Source organism: Pseudomonas sp. D3 (assembly GCF_029320995.1).
Taxonomy (GTDB): domain Bacteria; phylum Pseudomonadota; class Gammaproteobacteria; order Pseudomonadales; family Pseudomonadaceae; genus Aquipseudomonas; species Aquipseudomonas paraveronii.
Genome location: NZ_CP119772.1, coordinates 5575490 through 5595000, shown reverse-complemented (window position 1 = coordinate 5595000; position 19511 = coordinate 5575490). Strand labels below are relative to the sequence as shown.

The window sequence follows — 19511 nt, the reverse complement described above, 5'->3', positions numbered from 1 at the left end:
TCTGAAGTTTGAGAGCTTAGAAATGAGCATTCCATCGTGATGATGGTGAATGTTGATTTCTAGTCTTTGATTAGATCGTTCTTTAAAAATTTGGGTATGTGATAGAAAGATAGACTGAACGTTACTTTCACTGGTAACGGATCAGGCTAAGGTAAAATTTGTGAGTTGCTCTTAATTGAGTATTATCGAATTTTCGGCGAATGTCGTCTTCACAGTATAACCAGATTGCTTGGGGTTATATGGTCAAGTGAAGAAGCGCATACGGTGGATGCCTTGGCAGTCAGAGGCGATGAAAGACGTGGTAGCCTGCGAAAAGCTTCGGGGAGTCGGCAAACAGACTTTGATCCGGAGATGTCTGAATGGGGGAACCCAGCCATCATAAGATGGTTACCTTACACTGAATACATAGGTGTAAGGGGCGAACCAGGGGAACTGAAACATCTAAGTACCCTGAGGAAAAGAAATCAACCGAGATTCCCTTAGTAGTGGCGAGCGAACGGGGACTAGCCCTTAAGTGGCTTTGAGATTAGCGGAACGCTCTGGAAAGTGCGGCCATAGTGGGTGATAGCCCTGTACGCGAAAATCTCTTAGTCATGAAATCGAGTAGGACGGAGCACGAGAAACTTTGTCTGAATATGGGGGGACCATCCTCCAAGGCTAAATACTACTGACTGACCGATAGTGAACTAGTACCGTGAGGGAAAGGCGAAAAGAACCCCGGAGAGGGGAGTGAAATAGATCCTGAAACCGTATGCGTACAAGCAGTGGGAGCCTACTTTGTTAGGTGACTGCGTACCTTTTGTATAATGGGTCAGCGACTTATTTTCAGTGGCGAGCTTAACCGAATAGGGGAGGCGTAGCGAAAGCGAGTCTTAATAGGGCGTCTAGTCGCTGGGAATAGACCCGAAACCGGGCGATCTATCCATGGGCAGGTTGAAGGTTGGGTAACACTAACTGGAGGACCGAACCGACTACCGTTGAAAAGTTAGCGGATGACCTGTGGATCGGAGTGAAAGGCTAATCAAGCTCGGAGATAGCTGGTTCTCCTCGAAAGCTATTTAGGTAGCGCCTCATGTATCACTGTAGGGGGTAGAGCACTGTTTCGGCTAGGGGGTCATCCCGACTTACCAAACCGATGCAAACTCCGAATACCTACAAGTGCCGAGCATGGGAGACACACGGCGGGTGCTAACGTCCGTCGTGAAAAGGGAAACAACCCAGACCGTCAGCTAAGGTCCCAAAGTTATGGTTAAGTGGGAAACGATGTGGGAAGGCTTAGACAGCTAGGAGGTTGGCTTAGAAGCAGCCACCCTTTAAAGAAAGCGTAATAGCTCACTAGTCGAGTCGGCCTGCGCGGAAGATGTAACGGGGCTCAAACCATACACCGAAGCTACGGGTATCACTTAGGTGATGCGGTAGAGGAGCGTTCTGTAAGCCTGTGAAGGTGAGTTGAGAAGCTTGCTGGAGGTATCAGAAGTGCGAATGCTGACATGAGTAACGATAATGGGTGTGAAAAACACCCACGCCGAAAGACCAAGGTTTCCTGCGCAACGTTAATCGACGCAGGGTTAGTCGGTCCCTAAGGCGAGGCTGAAAAGCGTAGTCGATGGAAAACAGGTTAATATTCCTGTACTTCTGGTTATTGCGATGGAGGGACGGAGAAGGCTAGGCCAGCTTGGCGTTGGTTGTCCAAGTTTAAGGTGGTAGGCTGGAATCTTAGGTAAATCCGGGATTCTAAGGCCGAGAGCTGATGACGAGTTAACTTTTAGTTAACGAAGTGGTTGATGCCATGCTTCCAAGAAAAGCTTCTAAGCTTCAGGTAACCAGGAACCGTACCCCAAACCGACACAGGTGGTTGGGTAGAGAATACCAAGGCGCTTGAGAGAACTCGGGTGAAGGAACTAGGCAAAATGGCACCGTAACTTCGGGAGAAGGTGCGCCGGTGAGGGTGAAGGACTTGCTCCGTAAGCTCATGCCGGTCGAAGATACCAGGCCGCTGCGACTGTTTATTAAAAACACAGCACTCTGCAAACACGAAAGTGGACGTATAGGGTGTGACGCCTGCCCGGTGCCGGAAGGTTAATTGATGGGGTTAGCTAACGCGAAGCTCTTGATCGAAGCCCCGGTAAACGGCGGCCGTAACTATAACGGTCCTAAGGTAGCGAAATTCCTTGTCGGGTAAGTTCCGACCTGCACGAATGGCGTAACGATGGCGGCGCTGTCTCCACCCGAGACTCAGTGAAATTGAAATCGCTGTGAAGATGCAGTGTATCCGCGGCTAGACGGAAAGACCCCGTGAACCTTTACTATAGCTTTGCACTGGACTTTGAATTTGCTTGTGTAGGATAGGTGGGAGGCTTTGAAGCGTGGACGCTAGTTCGCGTGGAGCCAACCTTGAAATACCACCCTGGCAACTTTGAGGTTCTAACTCAGGTCCGTTATCCGGATCGAGGACAGTGTATGGTGGGTAGTTTGACTGGGGCGGTCTCCTCCTAAAGAGTAACGGAGGAGTACGAAGGTGCGCTCAGACCGGTCGGAAATCGGTCGTAGAGTATAAAGGCAAAAGCGCGCTTGACTGCGAGACAGACACGTCGAGCAGGTACGAAAGTAGGTCTTAGTGATCCGGTGGTTCTGTATGGAAGGGCCATCGCTCAACGGATAAAAGGTACTCCGGGGATAACAGGCTGATACCGCCCAAGAGTTCATATCGACGGCGGTGTTTGGCACCTCGATGTCGGCTCATCACATCCTGGGGCTGAAGCCGGTCCCAAGGGTATGGCTGTTCGCCATTTAAAGTGGTACGCGAGCTGGGTTTAGAACGTCGTGAGACAGTTCGGTCCCTATCTGCCGTGGACGTTTGAGATTTGAGAGGGGCTGCTCCTAGTACGAGAGGACCGGAGTGGACGAACCTCTGGTGTTCCGGTTGTCACGCCAGTGGCATTGCCGGGTAGCTATGTTCGGAATAGATAACCGCTGAAAGCATCTAAGCGGGAAACTAGCCTCAAGATGAGATCTCACTGGGACCTTGAGTCCCCTGAAGGGCCGTCGAAGACTACGACGTTGATAGGTTGGGTGTGTAAGCGCTGTGAGGCGTTGAGCTAACCAATACTAATTGCCCGTGAGGCTTGACCATATAACACCCAAGCAATTTGACTACTCGAAAGAGCATCAGATTGCGGTGTGTGAAGACGAAACGAACCGAAAGTTCGAATCTCACAAAACACCGAAAGCTATCACATACCCAATTTGCTGAAGCGAGGCCAGCTGGCCACGACTCAGTACCCGAATTTCTTGACGACCATAGAGCATTGGAACCACCTGATCCCATCCCGAACTCAGCAGTGAAACGATGCATCGCCGATGGTAGTGTGGGGTTTCCCCATGTGAGAGTAGGTCATCGTCAAGATTAAATTCCAGAACCCCTGTTTGCTTACGCAGACAGGGGTTTTGTTTGTCCGCTCGAAAAGTGCGAAGAGGCTCATCGCGATAGTCTTCAGTGCTAAAGTCCACGCCTCGATTTTGCTTTTGCCAAGGAAGCCGTTATGCCGGATGCGACGCCTCTCAGCGCAGGATTCATGGTGGTTCACGGCAACCGCCTGGACGAATTGCGCAGCCTGGTGGTCAGTTGGATGCGCCGTTATCCCCTGGCCCCTCTGGAAAATGAAATCGCCCTGGTACAGAGCAACGGCATCGCCCAATGGCTCAAACTGGCCCTGGCCGAAGATCCGGAAGATGACGACATGGGCGGCTGCGGCATTGCTGCGGCGATCGACGTGCAACTGCCCGGTAGCTTCATGTGGCAGCTCTATCGCATGGTCCTGGGGCGCGACGAAATCCCGCCCAAGTCCCTGCTCGATAAAGCCCCGCTGACTTGGCGCCTGATGCGCCTGCTCCCCGAGCTGATCAATCAACCGTACTTCGAGCCGCTGCAGCGCTTCCTCACGGACGACAGCGACCTGCGCAAACGCTACCAGCTCGCCGAACGATTGGCAGACCTGTTCGACCAATATCAGGTCTATCGCGCCGACTGGCTGGAAGATTGGGCCGCTGGCCGCCATCAACTGCGTAACGGCCGAGGCGAATCCAAACCCCTCGACGCCGCGAACTGCTGGCAAGCCGAACTATGGCGTGCCCTGCTGCTGGATGTGGGGGAAGCGGGCATGGCGCAAAGCCGCGCCGGTGTGCATCAGCGCTTTATCGAACGGATCAACAGCCTTGAGCAAGCGCCGCCAGGGCTGCCTTCTCGAGTGATCGTTTTTGGCATTTCCTCATTGCCCGCGCAAGCACTCGAAGCGCTCGCCGGCCTGGCGCGCTTCAGTCAGGTCCTGCTCTGCGTGCACAACCCCTGTCGCCACCATTGGTCCGACATCGTGGCCGACAAAGATTTGCTGCGTAACGAATACAAACGCCAAGCACGCAAAGCCGGCATGCCGGTCACCATCGATCCGCAGACCCTGCACCAGCATGCGCATCCGTTGCTCGCCGCCTGGGGCAAACAGGGCCGTGACTACATTAGCCTGCTCGACAGCTACGACGATCCCAACAGCTACCGCGCTGCATTTCGCGACGGCCGCATCGACCTGTTCAGCGACAGCGAACCGACCACACTGCTCAACCAGCTCCAGGACGATATCCTCGAACTGCGCCCCCTCAACGAAACCCGTGACGTATGGCCCGCCGTCGATCTGCAGCGCGATACCTCCATCCGCTTTCACATCGCCCACAGCGCCCAACGCGAAGTGGAAATCCTCCACGACCAACTGCTCCAACGCTTCAGCGCCGACCCCGCGTTGCGTCCCCGCGACATCATCATCATGGTCCCCGACGTCGACAGCTACGCGCCGCACATTCGTGCAGTGTTCGGCCAGTTGGACCGCAGCGATCCACGCTTCATCCCCTTCACCCTCACCGACCAAGGCCAACGCGGCCGCGACCCGCTGCTGATCGCCGTCGAACACCTGCTCAAGCTCCCCGACAGCCGCTTTCCGGTCAGTGAAATTCTTGACCTGCTCGACGTCCCGGCTCTGCGCGAGCGCTTCGCCATCAAGGAACGCGACCTGCCCACGCTGCATCGTTGGATCGAAGGCGCCGGCATCCGCTGGGGCCTCAACGCCGAGCAGCGTGCCGGTCTTGGCCTGCCCCACGAACTCGAGCAAAACAGCTGGCGATTTGGTTTGCGGCGGATGCTGCTGGGTTATGCCGTGGGCACGGGTGTCGCCTGCGACGGTATCGAGCCCTACGACGAAATCGGTGGCCTCGACGCGGCCTTGATCGGTCCGCTGGTCGCGTTGCTCGACGCACTCAGCGACGCCCATCAAGCCTTGTCACAACCTGCGGTTCCGCAAGAATGGGGCGAGCGCCTGCAACGCTTGATGCAGCTGTTTTTCCTGCCCAGCAGCGAACACGATGACTACCTGTTGGGCCAGCTCGAACAGCTCAGGGAAACCTGGCTGGAAACCTGCGAGTCCGTCGGCCTGCAGGACGAGTTACCGCTCACCGTAGTCCGCGAGGCGTGGCTCGCCGGCCTTGACCAAGGGCGCCTGTCCCAGCGCTTTCTCGCCGGAGCTGTCAATTTTTGCACCCTGATGCCGATGCGCGCGATCCCGTTCAAGCTCGTCTGCCTGCTCGGCATGAATGACGGCGACTACCCCCGCGCACAACCCCCGCTGGATTTCGACCTAATGGGCAGCGACTACCGCCCCGGCGACCGCTCACGTCGCGAAGACGACCGCTACCTGCTGCTCGAAGCCCTGCTGTCAGCCCGCGACCAGCTCTACATCAGTTGGGTCGGCCGCAGCATTCGTGACAACAGCGAGCGCCCGGCATCGGTATTGATCGGCCAACTGCGCGACCATCTCGCCAGCGGCTGGCACCACGCCCAAAGCGCCGCACCGCTGCTTGACGCAATGACCCAGGAACACCCGCTCCAGCCCTTCAGTGCGCGCTACTTCCACACCGGTGACCCGCTGTTCAGCTACGCCCGCGAATGGCAGTTGCTACACGAGGTGACCGATGCGCCGGCGGACACCACCGAACTCGCCGCCCATCAACAGGAAGAACCCCTGAGCCTCGGCCAGTTGCAGGACTTCCTGCGCAACCCGGTCAAACACTTCTTCAGCCAGCGTCTGAAAGTATTCTTCGAAGCCGCCGAAGTGCCGCTGGCCGATGAGGAACCCTTTGTCCTCGATGCCCTACAACGCTACAGCTTGAGCGACAGTTTGCTGAACGCTGCGCTGAGCCAGCCCGATCATATCGACCAGGCGCTCAGCGCCCAGGCCCGTCGCCTGCAAGGCAGTGGCCTGCTGCCCATGGTCGGTTTCGGCGAGTGCCTGCGCAACGAACTGATCGAGCCCTTGCCTGGCCTGCTGCAACGCTATCAACAACTGCTGGCCCTTTGGCCCACGCCACACACTGGGGCGGAACCGATCAGTTTCGAGCATCAAGGCATTCAGCTCGAAGGCTGGATCAGCGGCCTGCATCGGCGCAGTGACGGCGGATTGTTGAGTGTCACCACGATCCCCAACAGCATCGGTTCGATCAAGACCCGCAAGTGGCATCGGCTGATTCGCCCGTGGGTCAACCACTTGGTCGCCTGCGCCTGCGGCTTGCCGTTGAGTACCGCGCTGGTGGCCAGTGACGACACCTTGCTGCTGGCCCCGCTGGAGCCCTCCAGCGCCCGGGACATCCTCGGCGACCTGCTGCTGGCCTGGCACATCGGCATGGCCAAACCGCTGCCCGTTGCGGTTAAAACCGCGTTCGCCTGGCTCGGTCAAACCGACCCGGCCAAAGCCGCGGCGGCCGCGAGTAAAGCCTACGAAGGCGATGGCATCAACACCGATGGCGAACGCCGCGAAACCCCCGCGCTCACCCGGCAATTCCCCGACTACGCAGCCCTGGTGGCCAGCGAAGAATTCGAAGGCTGGTGCGAAACCTTGTATCGCCCCCTGATCAACGCCCCCTGGCGATCACTCACTGGCGAGGAGGCCGGCGCATGAGCAGCAAACCCTTGGCCCTGGCCTTCCCGCTCAAAGGCAGCCAGCTGATTGAAGCCAGCGCTGGCACCGGCAAGACCTTCACCATTTCCGCCTTATACCTGCGCCTGGTACTCGGTCACGGCGGCGATGACGCTGGCTTCGGCCGCGAACTGTTGCCGCCGCAAATCCTCGTGGTGACCTTTACCGACGCCGCCACCAAAGAGCTGCGCGAACGCATCCGCATCCGCTTGGCCGAAGCTGCGCGGTTCTTCCGCGATGAGATCCAACCGCCCGACGCCCTGATCGCCGAACTGCGCGATCAATACGCGCCCGAGCAATGGCCCGCCTGCGCCAACCGTCTGGACATCGCTGCGCAATGGATGGACGAAGCCGCCGTTTCGACCATCCACAGTTGGTGCCAGCGCATGCTGCGCGAACACGCCTTCGACAGCGGTAGTCTGTTCACCCAGACTCTGGAAACCGACCACAGCGACCTGCTCGGCGAAGTGCTGCGCGACTACTGGCGCCTGTTTTGCTATCCGATGCACGACGATGCGCTCAACTGGGTCCGCAACAACTGGGGTGGCCCGGCCGCGCTGATGCCTCGGGTGCGCGCGCTGTTTGGCAGCGAACGGCCCACCGGTGAAAGCCGCGAGCCGGCCGAGCTGATCAGCGCGTGCCTGCAGGAACGCCGCGACGCCCTGGTCGCCCTCAAAGCGCCGTGGCAGCAATGGGCCGGCGAGTTGCGCGACCTCTGCCTGCAAGCCGTCGCCGCCAAAGCCGTCGATGGGCGCAAGATGCAAGCGCGTTACTTCGAACCCTGGTTCGAAAAAATCAGCGCCTGGGCCGCTGACGAAGCCCTCGAACAGCTGGACATCGGCACCGGCTTCACCCGCCTGACCCCGGACGGCATGGCCGAAGCCTGGAAGGGCGAGCCGCCGCATCACCCGGGCATCGACGCCATGGCCAGCCTCAAGGCCAGCCTGGATGCGTTGCCAACCCCCGACGCCGCCGTGTTGCAACACGCCGCCGCGTGGGTCGGCAAACGCTTCGAAGATGAAAAACGCCGGCGCGCCGAAATGGGCTTCGACGACATGCTGATCCGCCTCAACGCCGCCCTGCAAACCGACGGCGGCGAGCGTCTGGCCAGTGTGATCCGCGAGCAGTTCCCGGTCGCCCTGATCGACGAATTCCAGGACACCGATCCGGTGCAGTACAGCATCTTCGACAGCATCTACCGCATCGAAGAAAACCACCTCGACAGCGGCCTGTTCCTGATCGGCGACCCCAAGCAAGCGATCTACGCCTTCCGCGGCGCCGACATCTACACCTACCTGCGCGCACGCCAATCCACCACCGGCCGCCACCACACCCTGGGCACCAACTTCCGCTCCAGCCACCCGATGGTCGAGGCGGTCAACCATGTGTTCCAGCGTGCGGAAACCGGCCGTGGCGCGTTTCTGTTCCGTAAGCCGAGTGGCGAAAACCCGGTGCCGTTCCAGCCGGTGCTGTCCCAAGGCCGCAAGGAGCAACTGCAGGTCGATGGTCAGACGCTACCCGCGCTGAACCTCTGGCACCTGCCCACCGATCAGCCGATGTCCAACGCGGTTTATCGTCAGCAACTGGCCGCTGCCTGCGCCACACAGATTGTCGAGTTGCTCAACGGAGGGCAGCAAGGCAGTGCGGGTTTCCTACAAGCGGACGGCAGCTTCAACGGCGTGTTGCCGTCGGACATCGCCATCCTCGTGCGCGACGCCAAGGAAGCCCAAGCCGTGCGCGGCGAGTTGGCCGCCCGTGGCGTGCGCAGCGTGTACTTGTCGGACAAGGACTCGGTGTTCGCCGCCCAGGAGGCGCACGACCTGCTGGCCTGGCTCAAGGCCTGCGCTGAGCCGGACGTCGAACGCCCGCTGCGCGCCGCGCTGGCCTGCGTCACCTTGAACCTGTCACTGCCGGAACTTGAGCGTCTGAACCAAGACGAACTGGCGTGGGAAAGCCGCGTGATGCAGTTCCGTGGCTACCGTGCGATCTGGCGCAGCCAAGGCGTGCTGTCGATGCTGCGTCGCCTGCTGCACGACTTCAAACTGCCGCAAACCCTGATCGCCCGCAGTGATGGCGAGCGCGTGCTGACCAACCTGTTGCACCTCAGCGAACTGCTGCAACAGGCGGCCTCCGAACTGGACGGCGAACAGGCCTTGATCCGCCACCTGGCCGAACACCTCGCGCTGTCGGGGCAGGCCGGTGAAGAACAGATCCTGCGCCTGGAAAGCGACGAGCAACTGGTCAAGGTGGTGACCATCCACAAATCCAAGGGCTTGGAATACGACCTGGTGTTCCTGCCCTTCATCTGCTCGGCCAAACCGGTGGATGGCAGCCGCTTGCCGCTGCATTACCACGATGCCAACGGCAAGTCCCAGGTCAGCCTGCGCCCGACCGTCGAGTTGATTGCCCAGGCCGATGACGAGCGCCTGGCGGAAGACCTGCGTCTGTTCTACGTCGCCCTGACCCGCGCCAAACACGCGTGCTGGCTGGGTATTGCCGACCTCAAGCGCGGCAATAACAACAGCTCCGTGCTGCACCTGTCGGCCCTGGGCTATTTGCTCGGCGCCGGTGCCGCGCTGGCTGAGTCCGCCGGCTTGGCGCGCTGGTTGCTGGATCTACAGGAAGGCTGTTGCGCCGTGCATTACGCGCCGGTGCCCGAATCACAAGCCAGCCTCTTCTACCCGCCGCGTAACGAAGCCACGTTGCTGGCGCCCCTGCTGCCCAAGCGCAAGGCTGCGGAAAACTGGTGGATCGCGTCCTACAGCGCTTTGCGCATCGGCGACAGCATGAGCGCCGCCAGCCTCGAAGCGCCGGAAAGCCCACAAGCCCAGAAGCTGTTCGACGACGAACGCCTCGACCCTGACGCACCGCGTGAAGTGGCGGCGTCCGGCGGCGATATTCACCGTTTCCCACGTGGGCCTAACCCCGGCACCTTCCTCCATGGACTGTTGGAGTGGGCGGGCGAAGACGGTTTCGACGTGACCGCGCAGGCGATCGAAAAGGCCGTGGGCGCGCGCTGCAACCGCCGCAATTGGGAAGGCTGGATCATGACGCTCAGCGGTTGGCTCGGCCATCTGCTGCAAACGCCACTGCCGCTGGATAACGACCAGGTCACGCTCAGCGGCCTGCAGCACTACCAGATCGAAATGGAGTTCTGGTTCGCCAGCCATAAAGTCGACGTGCTCGCCCTCGACAAGCTGGTGTGCCAGTACACCCACAACGGCGTCTCCCGCGTCGCGGCAGAACCGGTGTTGCTCAACGGCATGTTCAAGGGTTTTATCGACCTGACTTTCGAACACGACGGCCGTTACTACGTGGCCGACTACAAATCCAACTGGCTCGGCCCCGATGATTCGGCCTACACCCAGCAAGCCATGGAACAGTCGATCCTTGAGCATCGGTACGACCTGCAATACGTGCTTTACCTGCTCGCCCTGCATCGCCAACTCAAGGCGCGCCTGGCGGATTACGACTACGACCGGCATGTCGGCGGCGCGCTCTATCTGTTCCTGCGCGGCACTCGGGCCGCCAGCCATGGGGCGTACTTCACGCGGCCGCCACGCGCGCTGATCGAGAGCCTGGACCTGATGTTCCAAGGCCAATCGTTACCGCCCAAGGCTGAGCCCGCCTGGGAACAAGGAGTGTTGCTATGAGCCTGTCGCCGTTACCGCTGGAGGCGCTGATGCCCCTCAGCCGCGCCGCCGACCTGGTGCAACTGTTCGAGCGGTGGGTCGAGCGTGGCTGGCTGCGCGCGCTGGATAAGGCGTTCGTCGGCTTTCTGCACGAACTCGATCCACAGGCCGACCCCTTGGTGTTGCTGGCTGCGGCCCTGACCAGCCATCAACTGGGCCACGGTCATGTGTGCCTGGACCTGTTCGAAACCCTCAAGGCGCCGGATTTCGCCCTGTCGCTGCCGCCGGAAGGCGACCTGCAAACCGGCGCCATGCTGCTGCCGTCGCAACTGCTCGATGGACTGGACGGCGGCCATTGGTGCCACGCCCTGGCCACCAGCCCGTTGGTCGCGTTGGCTGTCGACGGCAGCGAGGCCGCGCAAAGCCGCCCGTTGGTGCTGTGCGGAAAACGCCTGTACCTGCGCCGCTATTGGACCTACGAACGGCGCATCGACAGCGCCTTGCGCTTGCGCCTGGCCACAGAAGAAAACCTCGCCGCCGATCTGCCCCAGCGCCTGAATGGCCTGTTCGACCAAGCGCCGCCGGATGGCGTGATCGACTGGCAGAAACTCGCCTGCGCCCTGGCCACGCGTGGTGCCTTCAGTATCGTCACCGGCGGCCCCGGCACCGGCAAGACCACCACCGTGGTGCGCCTGCTCGCCCTGTTGCAGGCGCCGGCCGTGGAAGCCGGCAGCCCGTTGCGCATTCGTCTGGCAGCGCCCACCGGTAAAGCCGCCGCACGGCTCACCGAATCCATCAGCCAGCAAGTGCTGTCGCTGAAAGTGCCTGACAGCGTGCGCGAAAAAATCCCGACCCAGGTCACCACCGTCCACCGCCTGTTGGGCAGCCGCCCGGGCACCCGTCACTTCCGTCATCACTTGGGCAATCCATTGCCGCTGGATGTGCTGGTGGTGGATGAAGCCTCGATGATCGACCTGGAAATGATGGCCAACCTGCTCGACGCCTTGCCGCCCCACGCACGCTTGGTGCTGCTGGGCGACAAGGACCAGCTCGCCTCGGTCGAGGCCGGCGCCGTACTTGGCGATCTGTGCCGCGATGCCGAGGCCGGCTGGTACAGCCCCGACACCCGCCAATGGCTGCAAGCGGTCAGTGGCGAAGACCTGGGCAACAGCGGCCTGCAGGAAGACCGCGACGGCAGCCACCCGCTGGCCCAGCAAGTGGTGATGCTGCGCTACTCGCGGCGCTTCGGCGAAGGCAGCGGCATCGGCCAACTGGCGCGCTGGGTCAACCAGCAAAACGCCGAAGAAGCCCGGCGGTTGCTGGCCGCCGGCAGCCACCGCGATTTGTTCTGCGTCAGCCTCAAGGGCGAACACGACCACGCACTGGAACGCCTGGTGCTGGATGGGCCGGGCGACGGCGCCGAAGGGTATCGCGCTTACCTGAACCTGCTGCACGCTGCGCGTCCACCTGCCGACACCCCGCGTGACGACCCCGCCTGGACCCACTGGGCACAACAACTGCTGCAAGCCTTTGACGCCTTCCAACTGCTCTGCGCCGTGCGCAAGGGCCCTTGGGGCGTGGAAGGGCTGAACCTGCGCATCACCGCAGCCTTGCGTAAAGCGCGGCTGATCGACAGCGATGAGCAATGGTACGAAGGCCGCCCGGTGCTGATGACCCGCAATGATTACGGCCTGGGCCTGATGAACGGCGATATCGGCATCGCCCTGAAGCTGCCCGAAAGCGACGGCGGCTCCCACGTGTTGCGCGTGGCCTTCCCACGTAACGACGGCCAGGGCGGCGTGCGCTTTGTACTGCCCAGCCGGCTCAACGACGTGGAAACCGTGTACGCCATGACCGTACACAAATCCCAGGGCTCCGAGTTCACCCACACCGCGTTGATCCTGCCGGATGCGCTGAACCCGGTGCTCACCAAAGAGCTGATCTACACCGGCATCACCCGCGCCAAGCGCTGGTTCAGCCTGATCGAGCCACGCGGCGGGGTATTTGAGGAAGCCGTGCGGCGCAAGGTCAAGCGCCTGAGCGGGTTGATGCTGGAGTTGGGCCATGAGCCAGGAAAAACGGACTGATCGGTCCTTAGGTATTTCTGATTCGAGCGTCTGATTTTTCTGAAAAAATAGCGGGACCCTTCGAGGCGTTGCCTCGTGGGGCTTTCCGCCGCTGTGCTATCGTTGCGGCATCACCCCTCGCTAATATCTAAGAGAGTCGCTGCATGAACGTGGCTGTCTCGCCCACAGGGCATCGCTTGAGCTGGAGACACATGTTACTGGTGGCGCTGCTGTGCCTGCTCGCGCCGCGTGCTTTTGCCGAGATGGCCAGCCCCGTCGGCATGGCCGATTCCCGTGCCCAGGCGGTGACCCAGGTGGTGCTGGGCATCCTCAGTTATGCGCGCTGGCCGGTGGAACCGACGCAATTGCGCCTGTGCATCGTTGGGCCGACCCAGTACACCGACGATCTGGTCAAAGGCACCACCCAGGCCACCGGCCGCCCGGTGTTGGTGCAGCGCCTGCTGGCCGACAACCCCGATATCGTCAATGCCTGCGACGCCGTGTACATCGGCGAACTCAGTGTCGATGAGCGCAGCCGTTTGTTTGCTTCATTGATGGGCCACCCGGTGCTGAGCATCAGCGAAGGCGGCGGCCAATGCACCGTCGGCAGCCTGTTTTGCCTGCGCGTGGGCGATGAGCAGGTGTCGTTCGAGGTCAACCTCGACTCCGTGGCCCGCAGCGGCGTGCGCATTCACCCCAGCGTGTTGCAGCTGTCGCGCCGTCGAGCGCCGACGCCATGAGCAACGAAAACGTGCGACCGACGCTGCGCTCGGTCATCGGTCGCGGGCACTTGATCCTGGCGCTGGTGGCGGTGACGCTGGCCAGTGTGTCCCTGACCCTGCTCGGGGTGCTGGCGTTGCGCGTCTACGCGGAGCACAACCTGGACCTGATCGCGCGTTCCATCAATTACACCGTGGAAGCGGCGGTGGTGTTCAACGACCGTGCGGCGGCCACCGAGGCTCTTAGCCTGATCGCCGCCACCGAAGAAGTGGCCGAGGCCCAAGTCTTCGATGCCAACGGCCAGCTGTTGGCGCAGTGGCTACGGCCGGAAACCGGGATGCTGTCCCGGGTCGAACTGCAATTGGCCCACTCCCTGCTCGAACAGCCGATCAGCCAGCCGATCGTTCACCAGGGGCGCACCATCGGCAGCATTCACCTGACGGGTCACGGCGCCAGTCTGTTGCGCTTTTTGCTCAGCGGCCTGGCCGGGATTCTGATCTGCACCGCCCTCAGCGCCTGGGTCGGCCTGTATTTGGCGCGGCGCCTGTTGCGCGGGATTACCGGGCCGTTGCATAGCCTCGCGACGGTGGCCCATGCCGCGCGCGTCGAACGCGACTTTGACCGCCGCGTGCCACCGGCACAAATCGCCGAACTCGACAGCCTGGGCAACGACTTCAATGCCCTGCTGGAAGAAATGCAAGCCTGGCAAAACCACCTGCAAAGCGAAAACGAAAGCCTTACCCACCAGGCCAACCACGACAGCCTGACCGGCCTGCCCAACCGCGCGTTCTTCGAAGGCCGTTTGATCCGTGCCCTGCGCTGCGCCGCCAAGGCCAACGAGCGGGTGGCGGTGCTGTTCCTCGACAGTGACCGCTTCAAAGACATCAACGACAACTACGGTCACGCCGCCGGCGACGCAGTGCTGGTGGCCGTTGCCACCCGCGTGCGTGCGCAATTGCGCGAAGATGACCTGGTGGCACGCCTGGGCGGCGACGAGTTCGCCATCCTGCTGTCGCCGCTGCACAAGGTTGAAGATGCCCAGCGCATCGCCGACAAAATCATTGCCAGCATGGACGTGCCGATCCCGGTGCCGGGCAACACCGAAGTGTTAACCTCCCTGAGCATCGGCATCGCCATCTACCCCGATCATGGCGCCACCCCCGGCGCCCTGCTCAACGCCGCCGATGCGGCGATGTACCAGGCCAAACGGTTGTCACTGGGCGGCCAGCAAACGGCGGAGACGGAGCTCCCTGTCGTCAACGTTCACCACAGGAGTTGATCCCTTGTTCTTGACCGCACGCGTTGTGTTTATCACCTTATTCGTGGCCCTGTTGGCCCTGAGCGGCTGCCAGACCGCGCCCCCCAAAGGCCTGAGCCCGGCGCAAGTCGCGGTCCTCAAGCAACAAGGCTTCGAACCGACCGACGACGGCTGGGCGTTCGGCCTGTCGGGCAAAGTACTGTTCGGCAGCGACGTAGAAAGCCTCAACGCCCCCAGCACGGAAATCGTCGAGCGCATCGGCAAGGCGTTGCTGGGCGTGGGCATCGACCGCGTGCGCATTGACGGCCACACCGACACCTCGGGTAAAGAGAGCTATAACCAGCAACTGTCCCTGCGCCGCGCCAAAAGCGTCGCCACGGTGCTGACCCACGTGGGGATGAAAGAACAAAACATCCAACTGCGCGGCCTGGGCAGCAGCCAGCCGGTGACCGCCAACGACACCGCCGCAGGGCGCACCGAGAATCGGCGAGTGTCGATTGTAGTGAGTGCCGACTAAGCGACTCACCCGTTCCAATGTGTGAAATGCAATCAAAATGTGGGAGGGGGCTTGCCCCCGATGGCGGTGTGTCAGCCAATAGATGTGTTGGCTGTCACACTGCTATCGGGAGCAAGCTCCCTCCCACATTTATACCGTGTTCGCTTAACCGCTCGGCGTCAGCGCCTGCGTCAAGTCATCCACCACCGCCTTGCCCATCTCACACAGATAATGCGCCGCCCAGGCGTATTGCTCGCCGCGCACATCCATGGCGGCTTCCATCGCGAGTTTCTTGGCGTAGTAAAGCAGGGTAGAGGCGTGCTCCAGCGCTTCGCCGAGCGGCATGCCCGCGTTGACGCGGAACAGTGGTTTTTCGTTTTCGCCGTAGTCGCCGAAGGTGACGACGCCGAGGGTGGTGAAGGACGAAAGCGGTGGATCGGGGACGATTTTGGTCATGGTGTTTCTCTTAGGTTAAGAAGTAGAAACTGCCACGGCATGTCGCTAAACATGGAGAGGTGGCAGCTGTACGCAGGTTAGCGAACCGGTAACCTAGGAACCCGGTAGACCCCGAAGGTCTCCCGCGCACAGCCGCCATAACACGATAAAGCTGGCAAAAAATGCCAGCCGAAGTAGTTGAGGAGGTCGTATCTACGTTTCTCGGGTCGCTAAACCCAATCGCTGTTTTGCAGCGACCCGAGGAGGCTAGACACTCAAATCCTATGGCGCAATAGGGGGGAGATTCTCTAGGAATCGTCCTGCAATTTAAAGCGAATCGTCGTTGCTGGCCCTTTAATCCGCACGCAGCATCTCCAGCTCCCACCACATTAACAACACCAGGTTCCCATTCTTCACATCATTCGTCGGCTACCGTTACGGATATCTAAGGGGCCCTGTAACTCACGCCTCCCCATGTGGCTCACGGAGCACGCTTCAGACACTATTGTGTTTAGTACATACGTCTTTGGCATAAACAGTTGAGATGATCGCTGGAATGCTTTTTTGTTTGCTTGGTGGCATGAAACCTGCTGAGACGCTGCGGCAAGGGCCCCTGCGTTTGACTTTGATTGGTGCTAAAGGACCGCGCAGATAGGAAGGAAGGTTGAGGCTTTGACGAGATATCGTGAAAGCTGGCTTTTTAGTGGCAAAAGGCCTTGAAATTGTCTCTGTCGGCCCCATTTTGTGAGGGCATGGTCAGAATTTTCTGTCATGGAAGGCCAAGCAGTCTCTTCCTATAGGTTTTGGGAAAGAAGTTGGTGTTTTTACATCAAAATGCAGGTAGTCAATTATGGATAAGTGGGAATTTTACAAAGATGCAGGCGGCGAGTGGCGCTGGCGTCGAACAGCACCTAACGGCAATATCGTTGGTGCTTCTTCGCAAGGCTACGTCAACCGCTCAGACTGCCTAGCTAACGCGCAGCGAAACGGCTACAAAGGCGCTTAAGCCTTTGGATTGAGTCGGGGGAGGGCCTGCAGCCCTCCTCTGACTTGATACTCTTTTTGTGTACATGCCAGCATCAACGAGCGAAGAACCGCATCTCCCGCATCTCCGCCATCAACAACCCCTGATTCTGCTCCATGACAACGTAATCCGCGTTAACTTGCGCAAGTCCTCCCGGCAATACGTCCAGAATCAAGACGTAAAAATTTAATAGATTATTTCATATAGAAGTCGTATGCCGCCTTCACACTACTCGGAACACTGGTGGGATCTATGAGTGTTAGGGTGTGCTTAAATCGCTGTAGACATGAAGCATGGCTTAAAATTCGGCGGGCGAGAATAGTCGCTGGTGTGGCAGCGGAACCTATCATCATAGCAACCTCCCGAGGTGAAAATGAACGAATCAGTTGTTCGTAGCTTGGCACTGCTGCCCAAGAAACACCGTATCCATTTCCAATCATGCAACAAACAACTGCCTGTACAAATTGCTCTTGGATTGTCTCAGGGATAGCTCCTTGCTTTGATAACTCCAGAAGGCGTTCGGCAAAAGGTGGCTCGTTATAGAAATTGTTTGTGCCATTATGCACGTTCCACAAACGTTCGATTGCTCGATAAAAGACAGCATGTTGTTCTGATTCGTTAAGTAGTGCCAGAAGCCCCAGTTTCTCGAAGAACTGGAGTGATGCTGAATGACGAGGTTCGTCACCCTTTGCGGCATACTCGCTGTGCTTATTCACGAGATCAGATCGAAGGTCGGCAGTAAAGCCATCTTTTAGTGCGTTACATACTTCTAACGCATTAATTCGGGATTGCTCGGAAGTTTTGGGATCGCAGTAGATGCCATGAACCATAACTACTAACATTTGGCGCTGAGCATCGTGAGTTTCGGAAAGGCGCTGGACCCAAACTCCGTTCTGGTTCGCATTAAATCGCGCACCTTTAATTGCACTGATGAAAGCGCCGATGTCGACACCTCGTGGGGAGGAGGCGTCCGCGAGTGCGTACCTGACACATCTATTAAGGAATATCGTAAACTCACGATCGTTTACAGTACCAATAGTTGGGTGCGCGGCAGAAAAATTGTTTCGGACGTCACGGCACTGATCGAGAAAAAAGAAACCGTCCTCGTTGACTAAATTCAGTTTTAGCGAAAGTTCAAGGAGGCGGCTGTCTTGAAGCTCAAGTAGGTGTTTCTCTTCGAAATCAGATTGAAGGATTTGAGCGACTATAGGGAGGCCGAAATTTCGAACTTTCGTTCGGAGCTGTATAATGGCGGCGTTCCAGATGTAGTTCATCGCGCTATCGAACAAACCTGTACTCACCGCGACACACATTCTCGCAATCAATTCTCCCCGCAATGGAGCTGGGATCTCCCGAAGCTCTCTTGGTAAATCTCTCCACGCATATTCGATTTCTTCTTCGCTTGCCAGTACTGTTCTGGGAATGCCGAGTGCTGCTGTTAATGAATCTAAGGCTGGAAGAACCGTGGTTAGAAGTGCAGGAAGAATTGGTGCAGGTGGCTTCGGTACGATGGGGAGCATGTGCTTCTTCCTTGATTGTATTGGGGAAGGCGACCAGCCTATTCCCCATTGTTAGATTGTAAGTGGCATTTCGCCATTCGTGAGGCTTAAGCTATAACGTCATACGGAATTCGGCAATGCTGGTGTCCTCGATAAATGGTTTTTGACTTTATGTACCCAAGGTATTAATGGGAGAAAAACAGAAATTTTCGAGAAGTCACCTCATTGTGTCATGCTTTTGCAGGTTCCCTCTGGTGCCCTCGCTCAGGGGTAGGCCGACATAAGCATGGGGACCTATTCGCGCTTATGCTCGCCACTGTAAGAACCCTTTCGACCGTCACAACCTGTTGCCAAGTGTCTGATGAGGTCGTTAGGAATAGGTCTCCCTTACTCCTTGTAGTTCCTCAGTCTAAGAACCGCATCTCCCGCGTCTCCCCCATCAACAACCCCCGATTCTGCTCCGTCACCTCGCGTATGTAGTCCCACAACAACGTAATCCGTTTCAACTTCCTCAAATCCTCCCGGCAATACATCCAAAACTGCCGCGTAACCGCAATCTGCTCCCCGAGCACCGGCAATAACCGTGGATCTTGCGCTGCCAAAAAGCACGGCAAAATCGCCATCGACCGTCCTTGCTGCGCCGCCACGTACTGCGCGATCACGCTGGTGCTGCGCAGGCTGGCGCTGGCGCCGGGGACTACGTTGGCCAGGTACAGCAGCTCCGAGCTGAAGGCCAGGTCGTCGACGTAGCTGATGAACGGATGCTCTGCCAGATCCGCCGGGCGGTGGATGGGTGGGTGTTGGTCGAGGTAGTCCTGGGTCGCGTACAGCTGCAGCTTGTAGTCGCACAGTTTGCAGCACACATACGGCCCGTGTTCCGGGCGTTCCAGGGCGATGACGATGTCGGCTTCGCGCTTGGACAGGCTGATGAAGTGAGGCAGGGGCAGGATGTCGACCGAGATCGCCGGGTAGGTATCGACGAAGTGGCTCAGTTGCGGGGTGACGAAGAAGCTGCCGAAACCTTCGGTGCAGCCCATGCGGACATGCCCGGACAGCGCCATGCCGGAGCCGGAGACTTGTTCGCAGGCCATGTGCAAGGTGCTTTCGATGGATTCGGCGTAGCCCAGCAAACGCTGGCCTTCGTTGGTGAGGACGAAGCCGCTGGTCCGGGATTTTTCGAACAGCAGGGTGCCGAGTGAGACTTCCAGCGAACTGATGCGCCGCGACACGGTGGTGTAGTCCACCGCCAGGCGCTTGGCGGCGACGCTGGCCTTGCGGGTGCGGGCCACTTCGAGGAAAAACTTCAGGTCATCCCAGTTCAGGGCGCCCAGCGATGTGATGTTTTTTTGCATATTGGACCGGCTTTTA

At 59.3% G+C, this 19511-nt stretch carries 10 protein-coding genes, 2 rRNA genes and 1 pseudogene; 9 read left to right on the top strand and 4 right to left on the bottom strand.

The window, feature by feature from the left end:
* Positions 1-241 precede the first annotated feature (241 nt).
* The 8 genes from P3S72_RS25865 to P3S72_RS25830 all read left to right on the top strand — a co-directional run bounded on the left by P3S72_RS25865 (position 242) and on the right by P3S72_RS25830 (position 15206).
* Positions 242-3133, top strand: a 23S ribosomal RNA gene (locus P3S72_RS25865).
* Between the two features lie 157 nt (positions 3134-3290).
* Positions 3291-3406 (top strand): 5S ribosomal RNA (gene rrf, locus P3S72_RS25860).
* 136 nt (positions 3407-3542) lie between these two features.
* Positions 3543-6995: an exodeoxyribonuclease V subunit gamma gene (gene recC / locus P3S72_RS25855; protein WP_276194890.1), complete on the top strand. Its 3453-nt coding sequence runs from the start codon at positions 3543-3545 to the stop codon at positions 6993-6995.
* Entirely contained in the window at positions 6992-10666 is a 3675-nt protein-coding gene (gene recB / locus P3S72_RS25850) for an exodeoxyribonuclease V subunit beta (protein WP_276194889.1), read from the top strand. The genes recC and recB overlap by 4 nt, the downstream gene beginning before the upstream one ends.
* Positions 10663-12732, top strand: a complete 2070-nt coding sequence (gene recD / locus P3S72_RS25845; RefSeq protein ID WP_276194888.1) for an exodeoxyribonuclease V subunit alpha — start codon at positions 10663-10665, stop codon at positions 12730-12732. Before recB ends, recD begins: the two co-directional genes overlap by 4 nt.
* Before the next feature lie 143 nt (positions 12733-12875).
* Entirely contained in the window at positions 12876-13451 is a 576-nt protein-coding gene (locus tag P3S72_RS25840) for a YfiR family protein (protein ID WP_276194887.1), read from the top strand.
* On the top strand, positions 13448-14710 hold the full coding sequence (locus tag P3S72_RS25835; RefSeq protein ID WP_247404242.1) for a diguanylate cyclase: 1263 nt from the start codon (positions 13448-13450) through the stop codon (positions 14708-14710). The genes P3S72_RS25840 and P3S72_RS25835 overlap by 4 nt, the downstream gene beginning before the upstream one ends.
* Positions 14711-14714: 4 nt before the next feature.
* Positions 14715-15206, top strand: coding sequence for an OmpA family protein (locus tag P3S72_RS25830; protein WP_247404240.1), 492 nt, complete (start codon positions 14715-14717; stop codon positions 15204-15206).
* 144 nt (positions 15207-15350) lie between these two features.
* Here P3S72_RS25830 and P3S72_RS25825 read toward each other — a convergent pair whose 3' ends face one another.
* A complete protein-coding gene (locus tag P3S72_RS25825; RefSeq protein ID WP_247404237.1) occupies positions 15351-15641 on the bottom strand; it encodes a DUF3077 domain-containing protein in 291 nt (96 codons plus the stop codon).
* Positions 15642-16470: 829 nt separating this feature from the next.
* Here P3S72_RS25825 and P3S72_RS25820 point away from each other — a divergent pair.
* Complete coding sequence (locus P3S72_RS25820; RefSeq protein ID WP_276194886.1) at positions 16471-16626, top strand: DUF1508 domain-containing protein; 156 nt, start codon at positions 16471-16473, stop codon at positions 16624-16626.
* A gap of 73 nt (positions 16627-16699) precedes the next feature.
* Here the strand turns inward: P3S72_RS25820 and P3S72_RS25815 are convergent.
* From P3S72_RS25815 to P3S72_RS25805, 3 genes and pseudogenes are all read right to left on the bottom strand, one after another.
* Positions 16700-16815, bottom strand: a pseudogene (locus tag P3S72_RS25815) (LysR family transcriptional regulator); the annotation flags it as partial.
* Positions 16816-16838: 23 nt separating this feature from the next.
* Positions 16839-18164, bottom strand: a complete 1326-nt coding sequence (locus P3S72_RS25810; protein ID WP_276194885.1) for a hypothetical protein — start codon at positions 18162-18164, stop codon at positions 16839-16841.
* Between the two features lie 383 nt (positions 18165-18547).
* Entirely contained in the window at positions 18548-19495 is a 948-nt protein-coding gene (locus P3S72_RS25805; RefSeq protein ID WP_276194884.1) for a LysR family transcriptional regulator, read from the bottom strand.
* Positions 19496-19511: the final 16 nt, after the last annotated feature.